The sequence below is a fragment of the Bifidobacterium polysaccharolyticum genome (assembly GCF_016101585.1).
Taxonomy (GTDB): domain Bacteria; phylum Actinomycetota; class Actinomycetes; order Actinomycetales; family Bifidobacteriaceae; genus Bombiscardovia; species Bombiscardovia polysaccharolytica.
Map to the genome: position 1 here is coordinate 366,586 of NZ_JACFQG010000001.1, position 18,724 is coordinate 385,309.

An 18,724-nucleotide genomic window follows, 5' to 3' on the forward strand; every position below is an offset into this window, starting at 1 on the left:
GCCTACTCCTCGTCATCCCGGCCGTCGTGGCCGTCCTTCTCGTCCTCCGGGGCCGCTTCCTCCTCCTGGCGGCCATCACGCTTGCGTCCGGTCATACTGGCCAGGGAATCGCTCATAGTGGTCCGTGCCCTGCTGACGATGTCGTTCTCCTTGGCAGCGGGTTTGGCTGGCGTCCTAGGCGCATAGAGGACCTTGTCCACAAGTTCGGCATACTGGCGGAGCACCTCGGGGCGCACAACCTTCAGGCTGGGGGTCAGGGTACCGTCCTCCTGGCTGAAATCCTTGTCCAGCACCAGGAACTTCCGCACCGACTCGGCCCGCGAGACGTTGCAGTTGGCCTTGTCCACATACTGCTGGATGAAGGCATGGATCGCATCGTTATGGCTGGCCTGCTCCATGCTCATGTCAGCGTCCAGACCTTGGGAGGTCAGCCACGATTTCAGCATGCCGACATCCAAAGTAACCAGGGCGCCCACGAAGGGTCTGCCGTCGCCCACGACCACGGCTTGAGAGACTATCGGACAGGTGCTGATCACATCCTCCAAAGGTGCCGGGCTCACGTTCTTGCCGCCGGCGGTGATGATGACGTCCTTCTTTCGGCCGGTGATGAAGACGAAGCCCTGATCGTCGATTTGGGCTAAATCGCCGGTATGCAGCCAGCCGTCCTTATCAAGCACGGTGGAATCCAGCTCGGGCTGGTGGTAGTAGCCCATAAAGACGCTGGGGCCCTTGACCAAAAGCTCATCGTCGTCGCTCAGCCTGACCGTGATGCCCGAGCCAGGTCGACCGACCGAACCAACTTCGTTGGCATCCTCGAAGTTGACAATGCAGGGGGCCGCCGTCTCGGTCATTCCGTATCCCTGAATGAAGGTGATCCCGTCGATTCCGTTGAAGAAGTGGGCCAGGTCGGCGTTCATGGGTGCGCCGCCGCAAGCCAGATAGCTCAGGTTGGAACCCAGGGCGGACTCAATTGTATTGCCGACGGTTTTGGTGTAGAAGGCGTGAGCCAGGCGGGTCAGCGGCGAGTGGCCGCGCCCCTCCTGCTCGTCCTTTGACCACTTGATAAAGTGCCTGGTGGCCTTGGCAAAGACCTTGCCGGCCAAACCTGTGCCGGCCTTCTGCGAGGCGGCATTGTAGACCTTCTCGAAGACTCGGGGCACGCCCAACAGATAGGTGGGCCGGAAGGTGCGCAGGTCAGTCAGCAGGTGCTTGGCGTTGGAGACGTATCCGACCACGCCCTGAGCGCCGATGGCCACGTACTGGATGTAGCGGGCGAAGCAGTGGGCCAGGGGCAGGAAAAGCATCAGGCGGGAGGGGGCTGCCAGCATGTGGTAGAGCACATCCCAGCCGACGAAAACGATGTGGACGAAGTTCCGGTTGGAAAGCATAGCGCCTTTGGGCTCACCGGTGGAGCCCGAAGTGTATACGATGGTGGCCAAATCGTCGGCTTTGACCTGGGCGATGGCTTGATCCAGGCGCTCGTCGTCAATCCCCTGGCCGAATTCACTGACTGCATTCAGGCCCCCTGCCTCGAAATTGAAGACATACTTGAGCTTGGGCGATGACCCCCGAACCTGCTCAAGGATCTGCGCATGCTCCGAGTCGCCGGCAAAGGCCAGAACGCAGTCCACGTCCTGAACGATCTTCTGGGCCTGGCTGGGCGAGTCGGTCTCATAGATGGGCACAGAGACCGCCCCGATGGCCGCGCAAGCGAAGTCCGTGACCCCCCAGTCATAGCTGGTCGAGGCGTAGATGACTACGGTGCTGCCTTTTTCCACACCCAGGGCCATCATGCCCTTGGCCACGGCACGAACCCGCGCGGACATCTGCCCGGCCTTGACATCGTGCCAATTTCTGGTCATGGGATCCTGCCACTGGGCAACCAGCTCCTCAGGATCGCGAGCGGTGCGTTTTGCCAGGAGCGAATAGATGGTGTCCTTGTCCGTCGTCGGGTGTTGAAGCTCGACCGTATATTCACGCAACATACCCACCATCATATGGGTCAACCCGCCAAAGCCGCCGCCTAGCCCATGTCGAAGCGTACACAGACCCAGCGCGAACCGCTCCTTGCAACAATCATGTTGGCAAGCACAGTGCGCTCGCCGACCAGGAATCCGATAGTGGTTTCGTATCGGTCACGGTCCACGCGGTAGATCTCAACCAGTTTAGGAATCAGCGGCAAGTATGTCATTCCGGCATGATCTGCAGTACGAACCATGCCCAGATGCCGATCATTCAGCAACCGGGCCAGTAGGGCCAGCCGTTCCATGCATACGCGGTTGAGCACACGCTCCAGGCTCTTCATCGGCAGACGGCCCCTTAGCACATCGAAAACCCTGGAAGCCAGTGCGCACAGGTTGACGAGAATTCGCTTGAGACCCCCTGGCAGACCCTCATTCTCAGCAACATCTTCCGGCCGTACGAAATTGACTGTTCGCACTGTCAGATTGATGTCGCCGAGTCCGAGCGGCACCTGCGTACAGGTGGACGGCCACCAGCTGTCGAACTCCTGTCCTTCTGGATCCTCGATTGCCTGATCACTATCCCAGGCCGGTGCCAGATCCATATACTCCGTCATACTTCTCTCCTTGCACTTCGGCGTGCCTGATCCCCCTCCGCGCACCGGGCAACTGACGCAACGACAGCGATTACGTTCAGAACAGGAATGCGCAGAGGGATTGTAAATGTAAGTGTTATGAATAAATAGGTTGTGGATGTCTTCTTCTGCTTAGCTGCGTGGAGCAGGAGTCACTGCCACACGGCACTTTTGGAAGTTCTTGACATCCACGTAGCCGGTGGAAGCCATGGCTCGCCGCAGAGCCCCGATAAAATTCAGACTGCCATCGGTGCGATCGCTGGGTCCAAAAAGTATGCGCTTCAGGCTCCCCACCTGGCCGACCTGGACCCTGCGACCCCTTGGCAGCTCAGGATGATGGGCCTCGGCCCCCCAATGCATGCCCTGGCCGGGAGCATCGGTAGCCTTAGCCAGAGGCGTGCCCAGCATGACCGCGTCAGCCCCCATGGCCAAGGCCTTGACAAAGGACCCCGATGTGCCCGTCTCACCGTCGGCGATGACCTGAACGTAGCGTCCGCCGGACTCATCCAAGTAGTCGCGACGCGCCTCAGCCACATCCGAGATGGCCGTAGCCATGGGGGCCTGAATGCCGATGGTGGCGGAGTCAGTTGAGGAGGCTCCCCCGCCGAACCCGACAAGGACCCCAGCGGCACCCGTGCGCATCAGATGCAGAGCCGCCTGGTAGGTGGCGGCCCCGCCAACGATCACCGGAACGTCCAGGTCGTAGATGAATTTCTTCAAATCCAAGGGCTCATGGCTGGTAGAGACATGCTCAGCCGAGACTGCCGTCCCACGGATCACGAAGAGATCCACGCCCGCATCAACCACCGTAGTGTAGAACTCCTGAGTGCGCTGAGGGGACAGAGCACCGGCCACTGTGACTCCGGCCTTGCGAATCTCCTGCAGACGGCGAGTAATCAGCTCAGCCTTTACCGGCTCCCGGTAGACCTCCTGAATAACCCCAGTCGCCTGCTCCGACGAGGCATGGGCTATCCTGTCCAGCTGCGGACGCGGATCTTCATATCGGGTCCACAATCCTTCCAGGTCAAGCACACCCAATCCACCTAACCGTCCCAGGGCAATTGCCGTCTCGGGGCTGGTCGCCGAATCCATAGGCGCCCCCAGCAAAGGCAGGTCGAACTCGTAGGCATCCACCTGCCAAGCCGTGGAGACATCCTGGGGATCCCTAGTCCTCCTTGAGGGGAGTATGGAAACATCATCGAGCGTGTAGGCGACTGTAGCCTTCTTGCCGAGACCAATTTCGATTTCCTGTGTCATGTCTGTCAGCCTAGCGCCTCATGATGACGCTCCGGCGTGCTACGAACGGGTTACGAGAAGGGGAACAGAGAGTAACAAACTTGGGATAGAACTGTTCGCGAGCGCAATTGCGGCATCGGGAGCAGGATCCGGCCCCCGACCCGCCGACCGATAGGAGGCCGCCATGGACAAGATCGCCGTGAAGGGACGCATCGTCGAGCTCGACGGTGACGAGATGACCCGGGTCATCTGGAAAATGATCAAGGAACGGCTGATTCTGCCCTATCTGGACGTGGACCTGGACTATTACGACCTGGGCATCCGCAACAGGGATGCCACCGACGACGAGGTCACCGTGCAGGCGGCTCAGGCCATTCAACGCGAGCACGTGGGAGTCAAGTGCGCCACCATTACTCCGGACGAGGCCCGCGTAAAGGAATTCGGTCTTAAGCGCATGTGGAAGTCGCCCAACGGCACCATCCGCAACATCCTTGGTGGAACCATCTTCCGCGAGCCCATCGTCATCGACAATATTCCCCGGCTGGTTCCCGGATGGACCAAACCCATTGTGGTGGCCCGCCATGCCTTCGGCGACCAGTACCAGGCGACTGATTTCACCGTTCCCGGACCGGGAAAGCTAAGCGTCGTGTTCACTCCTGATGACGGGAGCGACCCTGTGACCAGACAGGTGACAATCTACCCAGGTCCGGGCGTGGCCCAGGTGCAGTTCAACCTTGATGATTCCATCCGTGACTTCGCGCGTTCCTGCTTCAACTATGCCCTGCAGAGGCACTATCCAGTCTACCTGAGCACCAAGAACACCATCCTCAAGGCCTATGACGGTCGGTTCAAGGATATTTTCGCCCAGGTCTACGAGCAGGAATACCAGAGTCGGTTCGAGGAAGAGGGACTGACCTATCAGCATCGGCTGATCGACGACATGGTGGCCTCCTCGCTCAAGTGGCCGGGAGGATACGTCTGGGCCTGCAAGAATTACGACGGTGATGTCCAGTCTGATGCAATAGCTCAAGGGTTCGGGTCTCTTGGCCTTATGACCTCCATGCTGATGACGGCCGACGGGCAAACTGTAGAAGCCGAGGCTGCCCATGGGACCGTGACCAGGCATTACCGGCGCTGGCTCAAGGGCGAAACCACCTCCACCAACCCGATCGCCTCCATTTTTGCCTGGACCGGCGGACTCAAGCAACGGGCTCGGCTGGATGATACGCCCAAGGTAGCTTGGTTTGCGCGAACTCTGGAATCTGTGGTTATCGAGACCGTGCGCTCCGGCCGCATGACCAAGGATCTGGCCAGCCTGGTCGGTCCTGATCAGCCCTGGCTGGACACCGAGGGCTTCATGGATGCCCTGGACCATGCCCTTGCCGAACGTATGGTTTCAGCTGCGACAGAGGCCAAGGACAGCAAGGCGGACTAACAGATCACACAGAGCATCATCTCCTAGCTATTGCAGACGTTTAATCTGTTCGGATCGATCTTGACCGTCTGCCCCTCGGCGAGAACCTTGTCACAAAAGCAAGGAGGCTCCATACGCTCCTGCCCGGGAGCCATACAATGGTTGCTCGGGACCCGGCCAGAGTCGGGCTCTGTCGGGACGAAGGAGCGAATGTGAAGAAGACCGGCTTTGCACGGCATTTGTCCGGCTTGATGACCCTGCTGGCATGCCTGGTCATGGTCGCATCAGCAAGTGCCTGCGGTCCAGCCATAAGCGGGGGGAGACAATCCCCGACCGCCCCGCAGAGCCAGGCGACCTCCACGTCAACTGCCGAAGTACCCGGTCGGGTGGCCATTTTCACTCCCTCTGACGGCATCACCCTCTCCCAGCACACACCCATCAACAAATGGGCCGCCCTGGTTCCAGAGCTCAAGTCGGCACTGACCAAGGAGCATCTTTCCAGCAAGCGCATCGACGCATACACCAGCGGGAATCTGGAGGATCAAAGCAAGGAACTGCAGGATTACGTGGTCAACCGTCTTTCGGAGCGCAAGACCGAAAAGACCTCAGAGCCGACCACATTGGTGGTGGCACCCATGACCTCGCCAGACTCCATTACCCGCCAGTATGGCGACTATATCAGCAAGTCACTCGATGTCGATGCCAAAGACAAGGCGAGTTCACGTCTGGTCTCGTCTCTGCGTCTGGCTGCTGGAGCGGGTATGCACGTGGTGCTGATGGCCAACCAAGTACCGGGCATTCAGCCGGATCTATTCGTACAGTTGTCTGACGCACGGGCCATTGGTCAGATGCAGGCGGAGAAGCTGGCCAGCAAGCTGGAGCTGGACAAGGCCAGCAAGGACAACCCCTGCAGCATCGAGATCCTGCTGCCGAACCGTCCGGCCGATGCATCCTCTGATGCATCCTCTGCTGACACGGGTGCTGAAGCCAACCAGGCTGAACAGGACCAGCAAGAGGATCAGAATTCCTTCCCCGCCCAGGCCTTCGCCGGAATCTGGCAGGTGCTAGGTCCATATTTCAAGGATGGAAGGGCCGACAGTCCCTCGGGACGCCTGCAGGCCGACAGTACCGAACGGGACTGGCAGGCTGTCGCCTTCGATCCAGGCAAGGATGCCTCGGCTACAGGCAAAGAGCTGGCAACCCGTCTATCCATGAACGACGACGCCAAATCCCATACCGAGGTAGACGGCATTCTGGCCATGAACGACTTCATCGTTTCCGGAGTGGTCTCTGAGCTCAGGGATTTAGGATATCGAGGTTCGTCGGCGGACGTCAACCCGGAAATTTCCATATCCGGCATCGTGGGATCCATGGCCGGCCGTCAGGATCTGCACCGTCAGCGCGTGCCCAAACCCGCCCAGAGCCCTGCAAGCCAGAATTCGTCGGGGTCGCAAGCGGATTCTTCGCAGAACACGGGCAAGACCCAAGAATCCACGTCCTCCGACGACCACACCGCCTGGCCCATCATCAGTGGGTATGGCGCCTATGCGGACAACATCCCCCAAATCGTGGATGGACAGCAGTGGATGACCGGGCTGGAAGACAGACTGGGGCTTGCGGGTGATATTGCCAAGGCCTGCGTCAACCTCAACAGCCAGGGGAAGGTGCCAGCCATGGATACGATTCAGACCGTCAATCAGGATGGCAAACAGTTACACCGTCTGTCAAGACCTTTGGTTGCGGTTTCGGCATCCAACCTCAAGGCGACGCTGATCGACACCGGCTACATCAAACCTGCCGATGCTGGTCTTTGAGCATAGATCTCCTGCTCGATCCGATCCTCATACCGCTTGAGAACCTCCTGACGGCGGGGCTTGTATGATGCGGTGAGCAGACCGTTTTCACGAGTGAAGTCCTGGTCCAGAATCAGATAGCGGCGGATGCCCTCGGCCCGGGATACCTGAGCATTGGCCGCGTCCACTGCACGGTCGACCTCGGTGCGGATAATGGGGTTCTCCCCAGCCGGAGCGGCCTCTTTCAGGGGCTCAGCGCCCTGGTCCCGCAACCAGCGGTCAACCTCCTCGGAATTGAGGGTGATCAAGGCCGAGACGAATGGCCTGCGATCTCCGATGACCATACAGTGGCTGATAATGGGCGAACGTTCAACAGCCGTCTCCAGCAGCGCCGGCGAGATGTTCTTGCCACCAGCAGTAATGATGATTTCCTTGCGCCGGCCAGTCAGCCGAACGAACCCGTCCTCGTCCAGACTTCCCAGATCGCCGGTCAGCAACCAGCCGTCGCGAATCTGCCTGGTGGTGATTTCTGGATGGTTGTGGTAGCCCATGCAGACATCGGGGCCCTTGACACAGAGCTGGCCCTCCTGGTCGATGCCCACGGTGATGCCGGGCATGGGCAAGCCGATGGTGCCCAGCCGGTAGCCCTTGGTAGGGTTGACCGTCACCGGACCCATGGTCTCGGTCATGCCATAGCCCTCGAGGAGGGGCAGACCTATGCCGTTGAAGAAGTCCGCGATGTCCCTGTCCAGGGGTGCTCCGCCCGAAATGGCATACTTGACCCGGCCGCCCAAGGCCTCGAGGATGGGATCGTAGACGGTGCCCGTGTACATGAGGTGCTTGGTCTTCAACGACATGGGAACGCGGGTGCCGTTCTGTTGGTGACGGGACCACTGCCTGGCCACCCCTGCAGCATCCAGGAAAATCCTGCCCCTAGCGCCTGTGCCGGCCCGCTGGGATGCGGCGTTGTAGATCTTCTCGAAGATTCGCGGCACAGCCAGGATGAAGGTGGGCTTGAAAGTCTGCGTGTCCTGCAGCAGATTGCGGATGGACCCGGTGAGCCCCAGGGTGAGATCCGTGGCGATGGCGAAGAACTGCAGGCAACGGGCAAAGGCGTGGGCCAGAGGCAGACAGAGTAGAAGCCGCCTGCCCTCGCCCAAGCAGATGTCAGGAACCGCCTGAGCACCCGAACGAACGGTGAAGACGATGTTGCTGTGACTGATCTCTATGCCCTTGGGCTTGCCCGTGGAGCCTGAAGTGTAGACGATAGTTGCCAAGTCGGAGCCTCGCACCGAGTCGGCCCGGGATTGGAAGTCTGCCTGGTCCACCGCCCGTCCGTAGGCGGTCATGGTGGTCAGCGCCCCCCTTGTTATCACATACAGATCATTCAGATAGGCACACTGGGAACGAACCGCGTCCACCCGGGCCCTCATGTCGTCATCCTCCAGAAAGGCCAAGCCCACGTGGGAGTCGTTGAAGATACGGCGGATCTGATCGGGCGAGTCTGTCTCGTAGACCGGCACCGTAACTGCTCCGATGGACAGGATAGCCATGTCCAGGGCAGTCCACTCCCATCGGGTGTGCGAGACGATGGCCACCGAATCCCCCCGACCTATCCCTCGTGCCATAAGCCCCTTGGCCAGCCCGACCACACGATCCCGGAACTCACGGGCCGTGATGGTGTTCCACTCACGTCCGCTTCGGTATTCAATCAAAGGATCGTCCCCCAGGCGCACCACCCTGTCTTCAAGCAGGGAGAAGACGCTGGCATCGGCATCTATGGGCTCCTCAAGCGGACGCGTGAATTCTTGCTGAATGTTCTGCATGACCACTCCCTGCTGAAACGGCGTTATGCTTAACGATTCTAACCGCTCCCCCGGGCCAGCGATATACCCGGTCTGCAGACGCGCGCGTCATCTGAACGACTGTGGCACTGCTATAAGGGTTTGAGACGAATCCTATGATTTCCGACTTTAGCGCCGGGATTCAAATAGCGGCCTTGACCGTCTTTGAGACCCCAGTGCAGACAATCCTGAGCACAGTGGTCCGAGACCCCCTCTACTTTCCCCCAGACCGTGCCGGCCCGAAGCCGGGTTCCCGTCGGCAAAGAGCTCTGTGCAGGCTCGTAGGTGGAGACCAGATTACCGTGACGAATGGAGACCACGTCCTTGCCTGCTACGGAACCTGCAAAGGCGATGACACCGTCTGCCGGAGTCCTGATACGCCTGCCCTGCTGCGCTGCCAGGTCAATCCCACGATGACCGCTCAGCCAAGGATGATCCGGCGGATCAAAGGGACGAATAATAACCTGCGATGCGGCATTATCTGCAGTCAGGGGTTCAAGGGGCCACAGCCAGCCCCGGCGGCAGGCTGCAGTCGATGATGTAACTCGACCGTTCTGCGCCGGAATTGCAGCCGAAGGTAGGGTCGGCGCAGGCTGAGCCATGACAGTTGCCGTGGGTCCTGCGGCCGACAGGACCAGTGCCAGCATCAGCACCAGCAGAGTCCTGGGGAACCAAGGAGGCCGACAGCCGGAAGGCATAATGGGCATCCGGCCGGTAATCCGTTTGATGCCCTTGTTCTTATGGTCACGCGCACAGGCCATAGGTGCACCTTCCCTCCGTCATCGTGGACGCCCGATTGAGCGTCCACCATCAGGATGGATTGGATGCCAAGGCCGCGTGAACCGGAAAAAGGCATGTGGTCGAATATCCAGTCGTCCACATCCAGATGGACCGTAAAGGCACCATACCCGAAAACCCTGAAAGGGTTCCCAGCCCAGATGCCTTTATCGGCCTTTTAAGCCAAATGAATGACCGTCCAAGAGATGGGAGGCAGCTGAAGATTCAAGGCATCCTCATCCATCTTGAAGTCTTTCCGGGCATGCATGACGACCCGTTCCTGGTCTTCAAGAGTGTTGCGTGCCGAGGGGTCGTCCTCATGTAGAGTGCTGACTGTGGCTTGTCTGCGTCGATCCTGTTCAGGCAGGGCGATTCTGAAATCAACAGAACTGTCAGGACTGCGGTTGACCACAAAAACGTTTAGTGAACCATCGGCACCTCTGACGGCCACTGAATCGGTCATGGGCACCTGACCATATCGCGAAGTCTCATAGGTGTCGCCGCTTTGCAGACTCTTGAGCACGTTGCCGCCTCGTGCATAACGAGCCGTCAGGGCGAAGGGGTAGAAAATGGTCTGCCGCCAAGCAGGACCGCCGGGCTCAGTCATGATGGGGGCAATGACGTTGACCAGCTGGGCCAGGCTGGCTGCATGAACGACATCGGCATGCCTGAGCAGGGTAATCAGCAAGTCGCCCACCACCACGGCATCTGCTGCCGAATAGACATCCTCCAAAAGCGGCGAGCCTAGAGGCCAATTGCCGATGCCTTCAGGCGATCTGCTGGCCTGAGCCTCCTGGTACCATACATTCCACTCGTCAAAGGAGATGAAAACCTGATGATCGCTGCCCAGCCGGGCACGCGAGGCGGCGATGATGGCCGCCACATCGGTGATGAAACTGTCCATGTCCACGCCGGAAGCCAGAAAGCTGGCCATGTCTCCATCCTTGGGTGCGTAATAGGCATGGCATGAGAGGAAGTTCACATTTTCGAAGCAGCGCTCCAGGACCGTACGCTCCCAGAGGCCGAAAGTGGGCATGGTGTGCGAGGAAGACCCGCATACAACCAGATCCAAGTCCGGGTCGATCATCCTCATGGCCACAGCCGTCCGGTTGGCCAGATCAGCGTATTCCTGTGCACTCTTGTGGCCAATCTGCCAGTCGCCATCCATCTCGTTGCCCAGACACCACATCTTGATGCCAAAGGGACGATCATGGCCGTTGGCCCGCCGCCGTTCGGACAGCTCGGTGCCCGATGGCACATTGCAGTATTCGAGCAGGTCCAGGGCTTCCTGCATGCCCCTGGTACCCAGGTTGACGGCCTCCATAAGCTCGTTGCCGCCCAGCTTGCCCAGCCAGTCGCTCATCTCATGCAGGCCGAATTCGTTGCTTTCGCCGGAGTGCCAGGCCAGATCGAGACGGCGAGGACGGCTTTCGCGCGGTCCCACACCATCCTCCCAGCGATAGCCCGAAACGAAGTTGCCACCTGGGTATCTGATGGTTGTCACGCCTAATTCCTTCACAAGATCCATGACGTCGCGGCGGAAGCCCTGCTCGTCTGCTGTCGGATGCCCCGGTTCATAGATACCCGAGTAAATGCCCCGGCCCAGGTGCTCCACGAAAGATCCGAAGAGGCGATCGTCAATGGGTGTAGACTCCTGCTCCTCATCCACCTTGAACTGTGCACCGCTTCTGTGATTTTGCTGCCCTTGCGTCACTGTCTGGCTCCTTCGTTCTGACTTTATCGTCAATGATTCTCGTCCATCTCCAAAACTATGGATCATCTGAATAGTACAACGTTGCTAATTCGGCCAGGCACCTGTCTGTCGCCTCATGCAATACCGAAAAGGTGCCTTCCGGGTGCCAAACGAAAGGCTACATAATCATTCAGCTGTCATGAAAGAAGCGAATCTCCAAAATAAACTGACATCATCAATTCCTGGATTAGGAGACTCCAACAGCAATTCAATAGACTGATCGTCCCGATACTCGTGTTGACAACAACCAAGACCATTGGGGATAACAGGATTGCATGTGTCTGAAAAATCGCACAATATAAAGAAACCGCCGGAAGACCGGCGGTTGAGAGCTCCCGCAGCTGGGCTTGAACCAGCGACATTTCGATTAACAGTCGAACGCTCTGCCAACTGAGCTATGCGGGAATGTCCCGTTCAACTCTCGCTGAACACAATTACCATACTATAGTCAGGACCTTCGTATCCGACAACTTGGCGTGTCGATTACATGAGGATCTTGTCCATTGGCATGGCTGAATCAATAGAGAAGTCAGGAGCAGAGGGAGGCAGGCCGGCCTGAACCAGATTGACGCCCAGCATGGCCACCATGGCACCGTTGTCCGTGCACAAGTTGATCTTCGGAATACGGACCTTGACGCCCTCCTCGTCGCCGAACTCCTGAAGCCTGCCGCGCAGCTGCGAGTTGGCCGAGAACCCGCCGCCGACAATCAGGGTATCCGTGTCGAACCGGTGGCAGGCAGCCATGGCCTTGCGAGAGAGGACAGTGGCCACGGAGTCTGCCAGCGAGGCGCAGACATCATCCACGGGAATATCGAGCCCGGCCTGCTGTCTGCGCTCGACCCATCGAGCCACTGCGGTCTTGACCCCCGAGAAGCTGAAGTCATAAGGATGCTCGGCTCCAGCCCGGCCCTTTGTCAGCCCCTGGGGCACGGCGATGGCGTTGGGGTCGCCCAGACGGGCATGACGGTCGATGTGGGGACCGCCCGGATAGGGGAAGCCGAGCAAACGTGCAATCTTGTCGAAGCACTCCCCCGCCGCATCGTCCAGTGTGGTGCCCACCACCTGGACCGATCGCGCCAGATCATCCACGTGCAGCAGCGAGGTGTGGCCGCCGGAGACAATCAGAGCCAGGGCATTCTGGGGGAATGGACCGAATTGGAGCTGGGTGACCGCTATATGGCCGATGACGTGGTTGATACCGTACAAGGGCTTTTTCGCCGCCCAAGCCAGCGCCTTGGCACCGGAAACGCCTACGGCCAGGCATCCAGCCAGCCCAGGACCGGCCGAGACCGCTATGGCATCGACCTGGGACAGGTTCATATCCGCATCGTTCAGGGCCTTGGAGACGACCGGCACAAAGGACTCAGCGTGTGCCCGTGAGGCGATCTCGGGTATGACGCCGCCATAGCGGGCATGCTCGTTCATGGAGGATGCCACCACGTTGGACAACAGCCGGTTGCCCTGAACCAAGGCGGCCGCGGTCTCGTCGCAGGTGGATTCGATGCCAAGCACCAGAGGCTCACTCATGGTCAATGATCCTTTCCTGTCCTTTCGAAAGCTTGTTGCTGCCAAAGCCCACCGGGCCCGGTCCCACCGAGATTAAGGGCCTGGTCATAGCCCAGGCATCCACATCTTCAGGCTGATAATAGCCTTTGCACAGACCCATCCGTGAGAAGCCAAAGTCCTCGTAGAGGTCAATGGCAGCGGAGTTGTCTACACGCACTTTCAGGTTCATGCGCTGCAAACCCTCGCGATCGGCTCCAGCGATCAACCTGGCCAGCAAGAATCCTGCAATGCCTCGATTCCGGGCTTCCGGCAGCACCCCGATGGTCATCAGCTCGGCATCCCGTTCACCAGACCAGTAACCTCCGTAGCCCAGGATGGCTCCCTGATCATCCCATACCAGGTAGGTGCGTGAGGGCGCAGACAGCTCGAACCGCAGCGCCTGCCGACTCCAGGCTTGATCGCCGAAAACGCTCGCCTCCAGATCGACCAGCTTGTCCAAATCCCCCGAGGCCACCCCGCGAATCATGACTGGACGGCTACGTGTTTGAGCGGATTGGGCACGGAGACATCCGGCCTGCGAAGGTAAAGCGGCTCCACAGGATCGATCAGCCCCTGTTGGGCACGTCGGCATGCACAAGCAGCCATCAGGCTTGTCCCGTCAATCCGATCCTCTAGGAAAAATCCCTCGTCCAGCACAACCCGTATATCAGATTGCTTGTTCAGACGCTCCCATTGGTCAGCGTAGCGACCGGTTCCGTGGCCGCTGACGACCACGGTGACAGGATCTTGGTCGGGAGACCTCCGCTCTTCTGCAATGGCCGTGATCTTCTCACAGATAGCTGCTGGATAGTCGATGCTCATCTCGGTCAGCGGCCTGGCCGGGCCCTCCACGTCTCCAAAGTCGTCAAAAAGACGATAGTAGAGCTGGCGACGCCGAGCGTCATTGACTGCCAGGACCAGGAGCCGGGTATGGTCTTGGTCCTGCTGCTTGAACCGGCTGTAGGCATAGCGGGCTTGCGGCTCCAGGATGTCCTGGCCAAGCAGACGGGCACCCGTGGCAAAAGCCAGAGCCTTGGCGGTGACGATGCCTGCCCGCAGACCAGTGAAAGGCGCAGGACCCAGTCCCACTACGATGGTCCTCAGCTCGTCGGCAGATAATCCAGCCTGGTCCATGACCTTGGCGATATTGACTTGAAGACGTTCCACATGCGAGCGCGAGTCGGTCTCGATGCAGGGCTCCCTCCCGGGCAGCCCCACAGTCGAGCCATATGAGGTATCGATCACTAAAAGGGGCGTATCGCTCCCGCTCATGCCGTCATCGCCTTTCTCAGCTCCTCCAGTCTCGTGGCCCATGAAGGACCCACTCCACACAGACGTACCATACGCTGACCCTGGGAGCTGGGTGGCGCGTCAGGATCTTCCCGGGCGTCCACGGGTCGGTTGATGGTCACTTCCAAACGTTGATCGGCCAGCGCCGAGGCCATCTGCTCCCCCCATTCCATCAGGATGACGGTGCTTTGACCCGGATCTTCCAATTCCTCGTCCAGACCAAGGGACTCCAGCTCGTCCAGAAGCCGATCCACGGCATCTTCGCCAGGCAGATAATCCTGTCCGCCTAACCTATAGGCATCCACATGAATCAGAGTCACAGGTGAGTCGTCGGACAGATGGCCGTGCAACTCTCTTGCGATGGTGAACGTGGGCGAGACTACAGGGCCGTCCACTCCAAGTCCGCTGCCCAGCCCCTGGGCCAGCGTGGTCTTGCCCGCCCCCAAAGGACCGGACAGAAGAATCACATCCCCGCCATGCACACACGAGGCCAGGTTTCTGCCCAGGCGTTGCATGTCCTCGCCCGTAGGCACGGCCAGCTCAAATCCATCCTGCTGACCGGCGCTACCCTGCAGGCTCATGCCAATGTCCTTCCCTTGGCGGCAATCAGCTCCACTGCCCGTTCCAGTGCATAGCGAGCATCGCCGCTGCTGGTCTTGCTGACCTCATCTGCCTGGGCCAAGGCCTCAATGCAGGCCGCAAGACCGGAGGAGGTCCATCCATGCAGCTGCCGTTTTGCCTCCCGCAACTGCCAGTAGGCGGCCTTGGCCTCGGCTGTTGTGATGGATCCCGATTCGATGGCCGCCTCCTTGCCGAGCGTCCGCAACTTCAGAGCCAGTACTCCAATTAGAGAAACCGGTTCATTGCCCTGTTCCAAAGCTGAGCGCAGGGCGACAACGGCTTGGGCCGGTCGCCCAGCAAGGGCCCTGTCCGCCACGGCGAATCCGGATACAGCCGGATTATCAGTCAAATACCTGTTAACGATCTCCAAGGTCATGGGCTCCTGGTCAAAATCGAAACAGAGCTGGGAGCACATGGCGGCCAGTTCAGGAGTACGTTCGCCCAGGACATCCACCAGACGCTGGGCCGCCCTTGGCTGGATGCGGCGCTGATGGGCCTTGAATTGTCCATAGACGAAGTCGATCTTGTCATCGAACTTCTTCAGATCCGGCATCCGCTCTATGACTGCTCCGACTCGTTCCATCTGGTCCAGAAGCCTGCGGCCCCGGTTGCCCCCGTCATGACGTGCGATGACAATGCTGGATTCGGATTCTGCCGGATCCCGGCAAAAATCCACCAGGGCCTGAGTCAAGGCCTCATCGGCCGCCTGCAGATCATCCAGAAGAACCACGGCCGTCTGACTGAGCAGAGAGGGTCCGACTGCCTCCTGAAAGGCGTAAGCGTCGCAGTCTGACGCGTCCATTTCTATGTATTCGCTGTCCGGATGGGCTGCACATGCCTGTGCACACAGTTCCTTGACGCGTTGCCCGTTGAGGAAGGGATCGCCACCAACCACCAGATGGACGGAAGGGTTCTCCTGCTGAGCTTTGGTCATGCCTCAAATCTCCCTTCATCACTGGACATTGACGTCGGTTGTTTTTGAAGACTAACTGGGCCAAAAGTCCATAGGTCTGTTGCAGCCAGCCCCTGATTGACGCCCAGGCCGACGGCCGAAAGGGCACCCCCGGAGCCACGTTTGTCACAGTTGACCATGAACAGTCCCGCCTCCGGACGCGGATGAGTCGAATCAGCCGGTGATCAGTCACGGCCATGAGACCCAGACCAAGCAGGCAGGCACTGCCAACTGGCCCCGATGGCCAAGCCGCCGGAGCAATAGCCTCGCCCATCCACTTGGCGGTAAAAGCCATAACTCCGGTACCCAGGGAGGTCAGTCGTGCCAGCAAGAGCCCCACTGGAGGCCACAGCCAGGAGGTGAGCAGAGCCAGCAGGCCGGTCACTGTGGCAGCATCGACCACAGGAGTGACTAACAGGTTGGCCAGCGGGGCCAGCAGAGGCAGTCCTGGACTCATCAGCATCTGCACGGGCAGCGTCCCGGCCTGGGCACACAGGGTCGGGGCCAATGGACGTGCAAGAAGTGCAGGAAGATGGTCTTCAAGAAAGGCCGTCAAACGCCGGTTGCCCAGACCGATGCCCAGCACGGCTGCGCAGGAGAGCGCGAAGCCGAAACTTGCTGCCATGGAAGGCCGCAGAATTAGTATCAGCAGCACACACCAGGACAGGGTGTTCAATGACTGGGCAGGCCGACAGGCAGCCAGAGCCAATGCCGAAAGAAGTCCCATGGCCTGAGCTCGCAAGACTGAATCCCCGGGAACCATCAGCATACCCAAACCCATATAGGCTGCAGACAAAACCAAGGACATCAGCAAGGGCGGCGAGCGCAGGGCCCGCATGATCGAAACCAGCAGCGAGGCCAGGATCATGAAGTGTCCGCCGGAGACGGCCATCAGATGCAGGATGCCAGATGCCCGGAAATCCTGGGTTAGACGAGCAGCATATGCAGGCTCCACTGCCGGTCTGCCCAGAGAACCACCCGACCCGGGTAGGGCTTGGTTACCAAGGATGCCCATGGTCAACCCCGGCACCAGGATTCGCCCCTGGTCATCAAGCTTGCTGGTCTGTTCAAGAAAGGCCTTTTGCATACGAGCTATCAATCGTCTACAGGGTCCTGGCGGCCTGACCTGTTGCAAGCCATCCTCCACGTCCAGCCAAGGCATAGGACGGCCGTACGTGGGGGGTTCCAAAAGGCCTCGCGCACGATACTGTCCGCCCTGCTGCAACAGGCATGACCGGCTGCGGGCGAAGAGCACGATCCGTTCATCGGAAGGCATGCGCACCCCGGTCAAAGTCACCCATTTCAGTTTTAATTCCGCCTGACAGTCCCAGCCTCGCCGAGAGGATGCGCTCATAGGGCCCACAGCTCGGCCATGCACCTCGGCAAGTGCCTTCCCCTGCCGAATCTGACGGGCTGCAGGCCCATTACGGACTGATTCATGACCAACTGCAGCGGCAGTTGCTACAGCCAAAGCCACCGCAGTCAGAACGGCGAGCATTGGTAGCCTCCGAGGACCAAACCAAGCGGACACCAATGTTTGCAAGGCGGAAACAAGCATGGAAGAAGAACGGAATGAGGAAGACTTGCAATCAGAATAGCGCCTGAACCCAGGGTATGAGCGTTTGCTTGAGAACCGGCGCAACCACTGAATCCGGATATCCCGATGAGTCGTATTCTTATAAACGGTGTCTTTGGTGTTCGTGGTATTCACGCAGGGTGCATTCCGATGGTTTTCGTTCCAACGACTTTTGTCCCTATGATTCTTCTGCCCAGGACTCGCACAAACTCGGGACAGCTGGTTCCGTCTGCGTAAGCGAGGGGACCGCCGACATATCTGACTTCTGCAATTGGGATCCACGGTGGCGGACAAGCAGACGAGTTTGATGGCAAGCAGGACCATTGCAAGGAGTAATGGAAGCGCTAGGGCAAGCGGCATTATCCAGACCGCCATGCCCATGCTTCCACCGGGTGTACTCCCGCCGGCCATAGCGCCTCTGGAATCCTCCGCCGTCTTGGCCCAATCACCGCTCTTGCCTGATACTGGCATGACTCCGCCCATGCTCCTGTCCAGAAGCCATGGGACCAGTAGTGCAACCGCCCAGGCCAGACAGGCAGCGGGGAGCATTCGAAGATTGCAGCTGCCGTTCTCCTGATCAATTGCATCGTGAACCCCAGCGTGAACTCTTGAATGAACGGCCATCATTGCGCCATCAAATATGGGCGTAAGCGGGCCAAGGTCTTGGCACCGATGCCGGGAACATCCAGGATCTGGTCTACCGAAGTGTACCGACCGCCGATGGCGCGCCGGTGCTCCAATATTTTTGCAGCCTTGACCGGGCCAATTCCCTTGACATTTTCCAGATCCTGCTGGCTGGCGCTGTTAAGATTCACGCGTCCCGCCTGGTCTGCTGACTCCGAAGAGGAACTGGGGGCCGGCACAGCATGAGCATTGTCGGTCTTTTCAGTATGTTGGGCGGAGTCTGAGGCCGGATCGGCCTGCTCGCTTACTACTGCGCTCGAAGTGTCCCGGCTACGTTCGTTACCCGAGGCTTGCTTGCCTCGGTGTGCAGCGCTGTTCACATTACCGTTCGCAGGAGCCGATGAACTGGTCCCGGATCCGTCAACGGCTGCTCCTGCAGCCAGCGCCCGTCCCTGCTGGGCCAGCAGGGTCAGACTTAGGGCAAGAGCCGACACCAGAATAAGGATGGCTGTCAAGGCCTGGAGGGGCGTAAACGACCAGACGGGCCGATCCCGTCGGACCTGGGACTTGGCCTTGCCTTCGGCTGACCCCTCCGAACGAACCGATTGATTCAGGGCCAAAGCCTGTAGGGGCGGCGCTGGCGGCTGGGTGATGTTGATGCTCATGGACCCAGCCTGGCATGAAAAGTCCCCCGATATGAGGT

General features: G+C 59.5%; 14 protein-coding genes, 1 tRNA gene and 1 pseudogene. 2 read left to right on the plus strand and 14 right to left on the minus strand.

Annotation, left to right across the window (positions count from 1 at the left end; genetic code table 11):
* Positions 1-2 precede the first annotated feature (2 nt).
* The 3 genes from H3T90_RS01490 to H3T90_RS01500 all read right to left on the minus strand — a co-directional run bounded on the left by H3T90_RS01490 (position 3) and on the right by H3T90_RS01500 (position 3,853).
* Positions 3-1,985, minus strand: a complete 1,983-nt coding sequence (locus H3T90_RS01490; RefSeq protein WP_046322845.1) for an AMP-dependent synthetase/ligase — start codon at positions 1,983-1,985, stop codon at positions 3-5.
* A 38-nt stretch (positions 1,986-2,023) separates the two neighbouring features.
* Complete coding sequence (locus H3T90_RS01495) at positions 2,024-2,578, minus strand: Rv3235 family protein (protein WP_110425178.1); 555 nt, start codon at positions 2,576-2,578, stop codon at positions 2,024-2,026.
* Positions 2,579-2,728: 150 nt separating this feature from the next.
* The gene (locus H3T90_RS01500) at positions 2,729-3,853 is read right to left on the minus strand and encodes a GuaB3 family IMP dehydrogenase-related protein (protein WP_198229366.1); all 1,125 of its coding nucleotides are present in this window, start codon (positions 3,851-3,853) and stop codon (positions 2,729-2,731) included.
* A 163-nt stretch (positions 3,854-4,016) separates the two neighbouring features.
* Here H3T90_RS01500 and H3T90_RS01505 point away from each other — a divergent pair, with 163 nt between their 5' ends.
* Entirely contained in the window at positions 4,017-5,267 is a 1,251-nt protein-coding gene (locus tag H3T90_RS01505) for an NADP-dependent isocitrate dehydrogenase (protein ID WP_198229367.1), read from the plus strand.
* 230 nt (positions 5,268-5,497) lie between these two features.
* Positions 5,498-7,060 carry a type 1 periplasmic-binding domain-containing protein gene (locus H3T90_RS01510; RefSeq protein ID WP_198229575.1) on the plus strand — a complete coding sequence of 521 codons (1,563 nt, stop codon included), beginning with the start codon at positions 5,498-5,500 and terminating at the stop codon, positions 7,058-7,060.
* On the opposite strand, the gene H3T90_RS01515 is transcribed toward H3T90_RS01510, so the two are convergent.
* The 11 genes and pseudogenes from H3T90_RS01515 to H3T90_RS01560 all read right to left on the minus strand — a co-directional run bounded on the left by H3T90_RS01515 (position 7,030) and on the right by H3T90_RS01560 (position 18,686).
* Positions 7,030-8,865, minus strand: a complete 1,836-nt coding sequence (locus tag H3T90_RS01515) for an AMP-dependent synthetase/ligase (protein ID WP_198229368.1) — start codon at positions 8,863-8,865, stop codon at positions 7,030-7,032. The two genes, H3T90_RS01510 and H3T90_RS01515, sit on opposite strands and share 31 nt — an antisense overlap.
* 110 nt (positions 8,866-8,975) lie before the next feature.
* Complete coding sequence (locus H3T90_RS01520; RefSeq protein ID WP_198229369.1) at positions 8,976-9,644, minus strand: M23 family metallopeptidase; 669 nt, start codon at positions 9,642-9,644, stop codon at positions 8,976-8,978.
* Positions 9,645-9,838: 194 nt separating this feature from the next.
* Positions 9,839-11,374, minus strand: a complete 1,536-nt coding sequence (arfA, locus tag H3T90_RS01525) for an arabinosylfuranosidase ArfA (RefSeq protein WP_198229370.1) — start codon at positions 11,372-11,374, stop codon at positions 9,839-9,841.
* Positions 11,375-11,745: 371 nt separating this feature from the next.
* Positions 11,746-11,818, minus strand: a tRNA-Asn gene (locus tag H3T90_RS01530).
* Positions 11,819-11,896: 78 nt separating this feature from the next.
* Entirely contained in the window at positions 11,897-12,940 is a 1,044-nt protein-coding gene (gene tsaD / locus H3T90_RS01535) for a tRNA (adenosine(37)-N6)-threonylcarbamoyltransferase complex transferase subunit TsaD (protein ID WP_198229371.1), read from the minus strand.
* Positions 12,933-13,445: a ribosomal protein S18-alanine N-acetyltransferase gene (gene rimI / locus H3T90_RS01540; protein WP_198229372.1), complete on the minus strand. Its 513-nt coding sequence runs from the start codon at positions 13,443-13,445 to the stop codon at positions 12,933-12,935. The genes tsaD and rimI overlap by 8 nt, the downstream gene beginning before the upstream one ends.
* Complete coding sequence (tsaB, locus tag H3T90_RS01545) at positions 13,442-14,230, minus strand: tRNA (adenosine(37)-N6)-threonylcarbamoyltransferase complex dimerization subunit type 1 TsaB (protein ID WP_198229373.1); 789 nt, start codon at positions 14,228-14,230, stop codon at positions 13,442-13,444. Before tsaB ends, rimI begins: the two co-directional genes overlap by 4 nt.
* Entirely contained in the window at positions 14,227-14,829 is a 603-nt protein-coding gene (gene tsaE, locus H3T90_RS01550; RefSeq protein ID WP_198229374.1) for a tRNA (adenosine(37)-N6)-threonylcarbamoyltransferase complex ATPase subunit type 1 TsaE, read from the minus strand. Before tsaE ends, tsaB begins: the two co-directional genes overlap by 4 nt.
* Positions 14,826-15,803 carry a DNA polymerase III subunit delta gene (holA, locus tag H3T90_RS01555; RefSeq protein ID WP_198229375.1) on the minus strand — a complete coding sequence of 326 codons (978 nt, stop codon included), beginning with the start codon at positions 15,801-15,803 and terminating at the stop codon, positions 14,826-14,828. The genes tsaE and holA overlap by 4 nt, the downstream gene beginning before the upstream one ends.
* 223 nt (positions 15,804-16,026) lie before the next feature.
* Positions 16,027-18,024: pseudogene (locus H3T90_RS09075) on the minus strand (ComEC/Rec2 family competence protein); the annotation flags it as partial.
* A complete protein-coding gene (locus tag H3T90_RS01560) occupies positions 18,021-18,686 on the minus strand; it encodes a ComEA family DNA-binding protein (RefSeq protein ID WP_198229376.1) in 666 nt (221 codons plus the stop codon). The pseudogene H3T90_RS09075 and the gene H3T90_RS01560, both read right to left, overlap by 4 nt.
* Between the last annotated feature and the right edge of the window lie 38 nt (positions 18,687-18,724).

Bases quoted from the DNA above. Each gene is read 5' to 3' on its own strand.
- H3T90_RS01520 (WP_198229369.1), bottom strand. From the start codon at position 9,644: ATGGCCTGTGCGCGTGACCATAAGAACAAGGGCATCAAACGGATTACC.
- holA (WP_198229375.1), bottom strand. From the start codon at position 15,803: ATGACCAAAGCTCAGCAGGAGAACCCTTCCGTCCATCTGGTGGTTGGT.
- H3T90_RS01500 (WP_198229366.1), bottom strand. From the start codon at position 3,853: ATGACACAGGAAATCGAAATTGGTCTCGGCAAGAAGGCTACAGTCGCC.
- tsaE (WP_198229374.1), bottom strand. From the start codon at position 14,829: ATGAGCCTGCAGGGTAGCGCCGGTCAGCAGGATGGATTTGAGCTGGCC.
- tsaD (WP_198229371.1), bottom strand. From the start codon at position 12,940: ATGAGTGAGCCTCTGGTGCTTGGCATCGAATCCACCTGCGACGAGACC.
- H3T90_RS01495 (WP_110425178.1), bottom strand. From the start codon at position 2,578: ATGACGGAGTATATGGATCTGGCACCGGCCTGGGATAGTGATCAGGCA.
- H3T90_RS01515 (WP_198229368.1), bottom strand. From the start codon at position 8,865: ATGCAGAACATTCAGCAAGAATTCACGCGTCCGCTTGAGGAGCCCATA.
- H3T90_RS01490 (WP_046322845.1), bottom strand. From the start codon at position 1,985: ATGTTGCGTGAATATACGGTCGAGCTTCAACACCCGACGACGGACAAG.
- H3T90_RS01560 (WP_198229376.1), bottom strand. From the start codon at position 18,686: ATGAGCATCAACATCACCCAGCCGCCAGCGCCGCCCCTACAGGCTTTG.
- H3T90_RS01505 (WP_198229367.1), top strand. From the start codon at position 4,017: ATGGACAAGATCGCCGTGAAGGGACGCATCGTCGAGCTCGACGGTGAC.
- tsaB (WP_198229373.1), bottom strand. From the start codon at position 14,230: ATGAGCGGGAGCGATACGCCCCTTTTAGTGATCGATACCTCATATGGC.
- rimI (WP_198229372.1), bottom strand. From the start codon at position 13,445: ATGATTCGCGGGGTGGCCTCGGGGGATTTGGACAAGCTGGTCGATCTG.
- H3T90_RS01510 (WP_198229575.1), top strand. From the start codon at position 5,498: ATGACCCTGCTGGCATGCCTGGTCATGGTCGCATCAGCAAGTGCCTGC.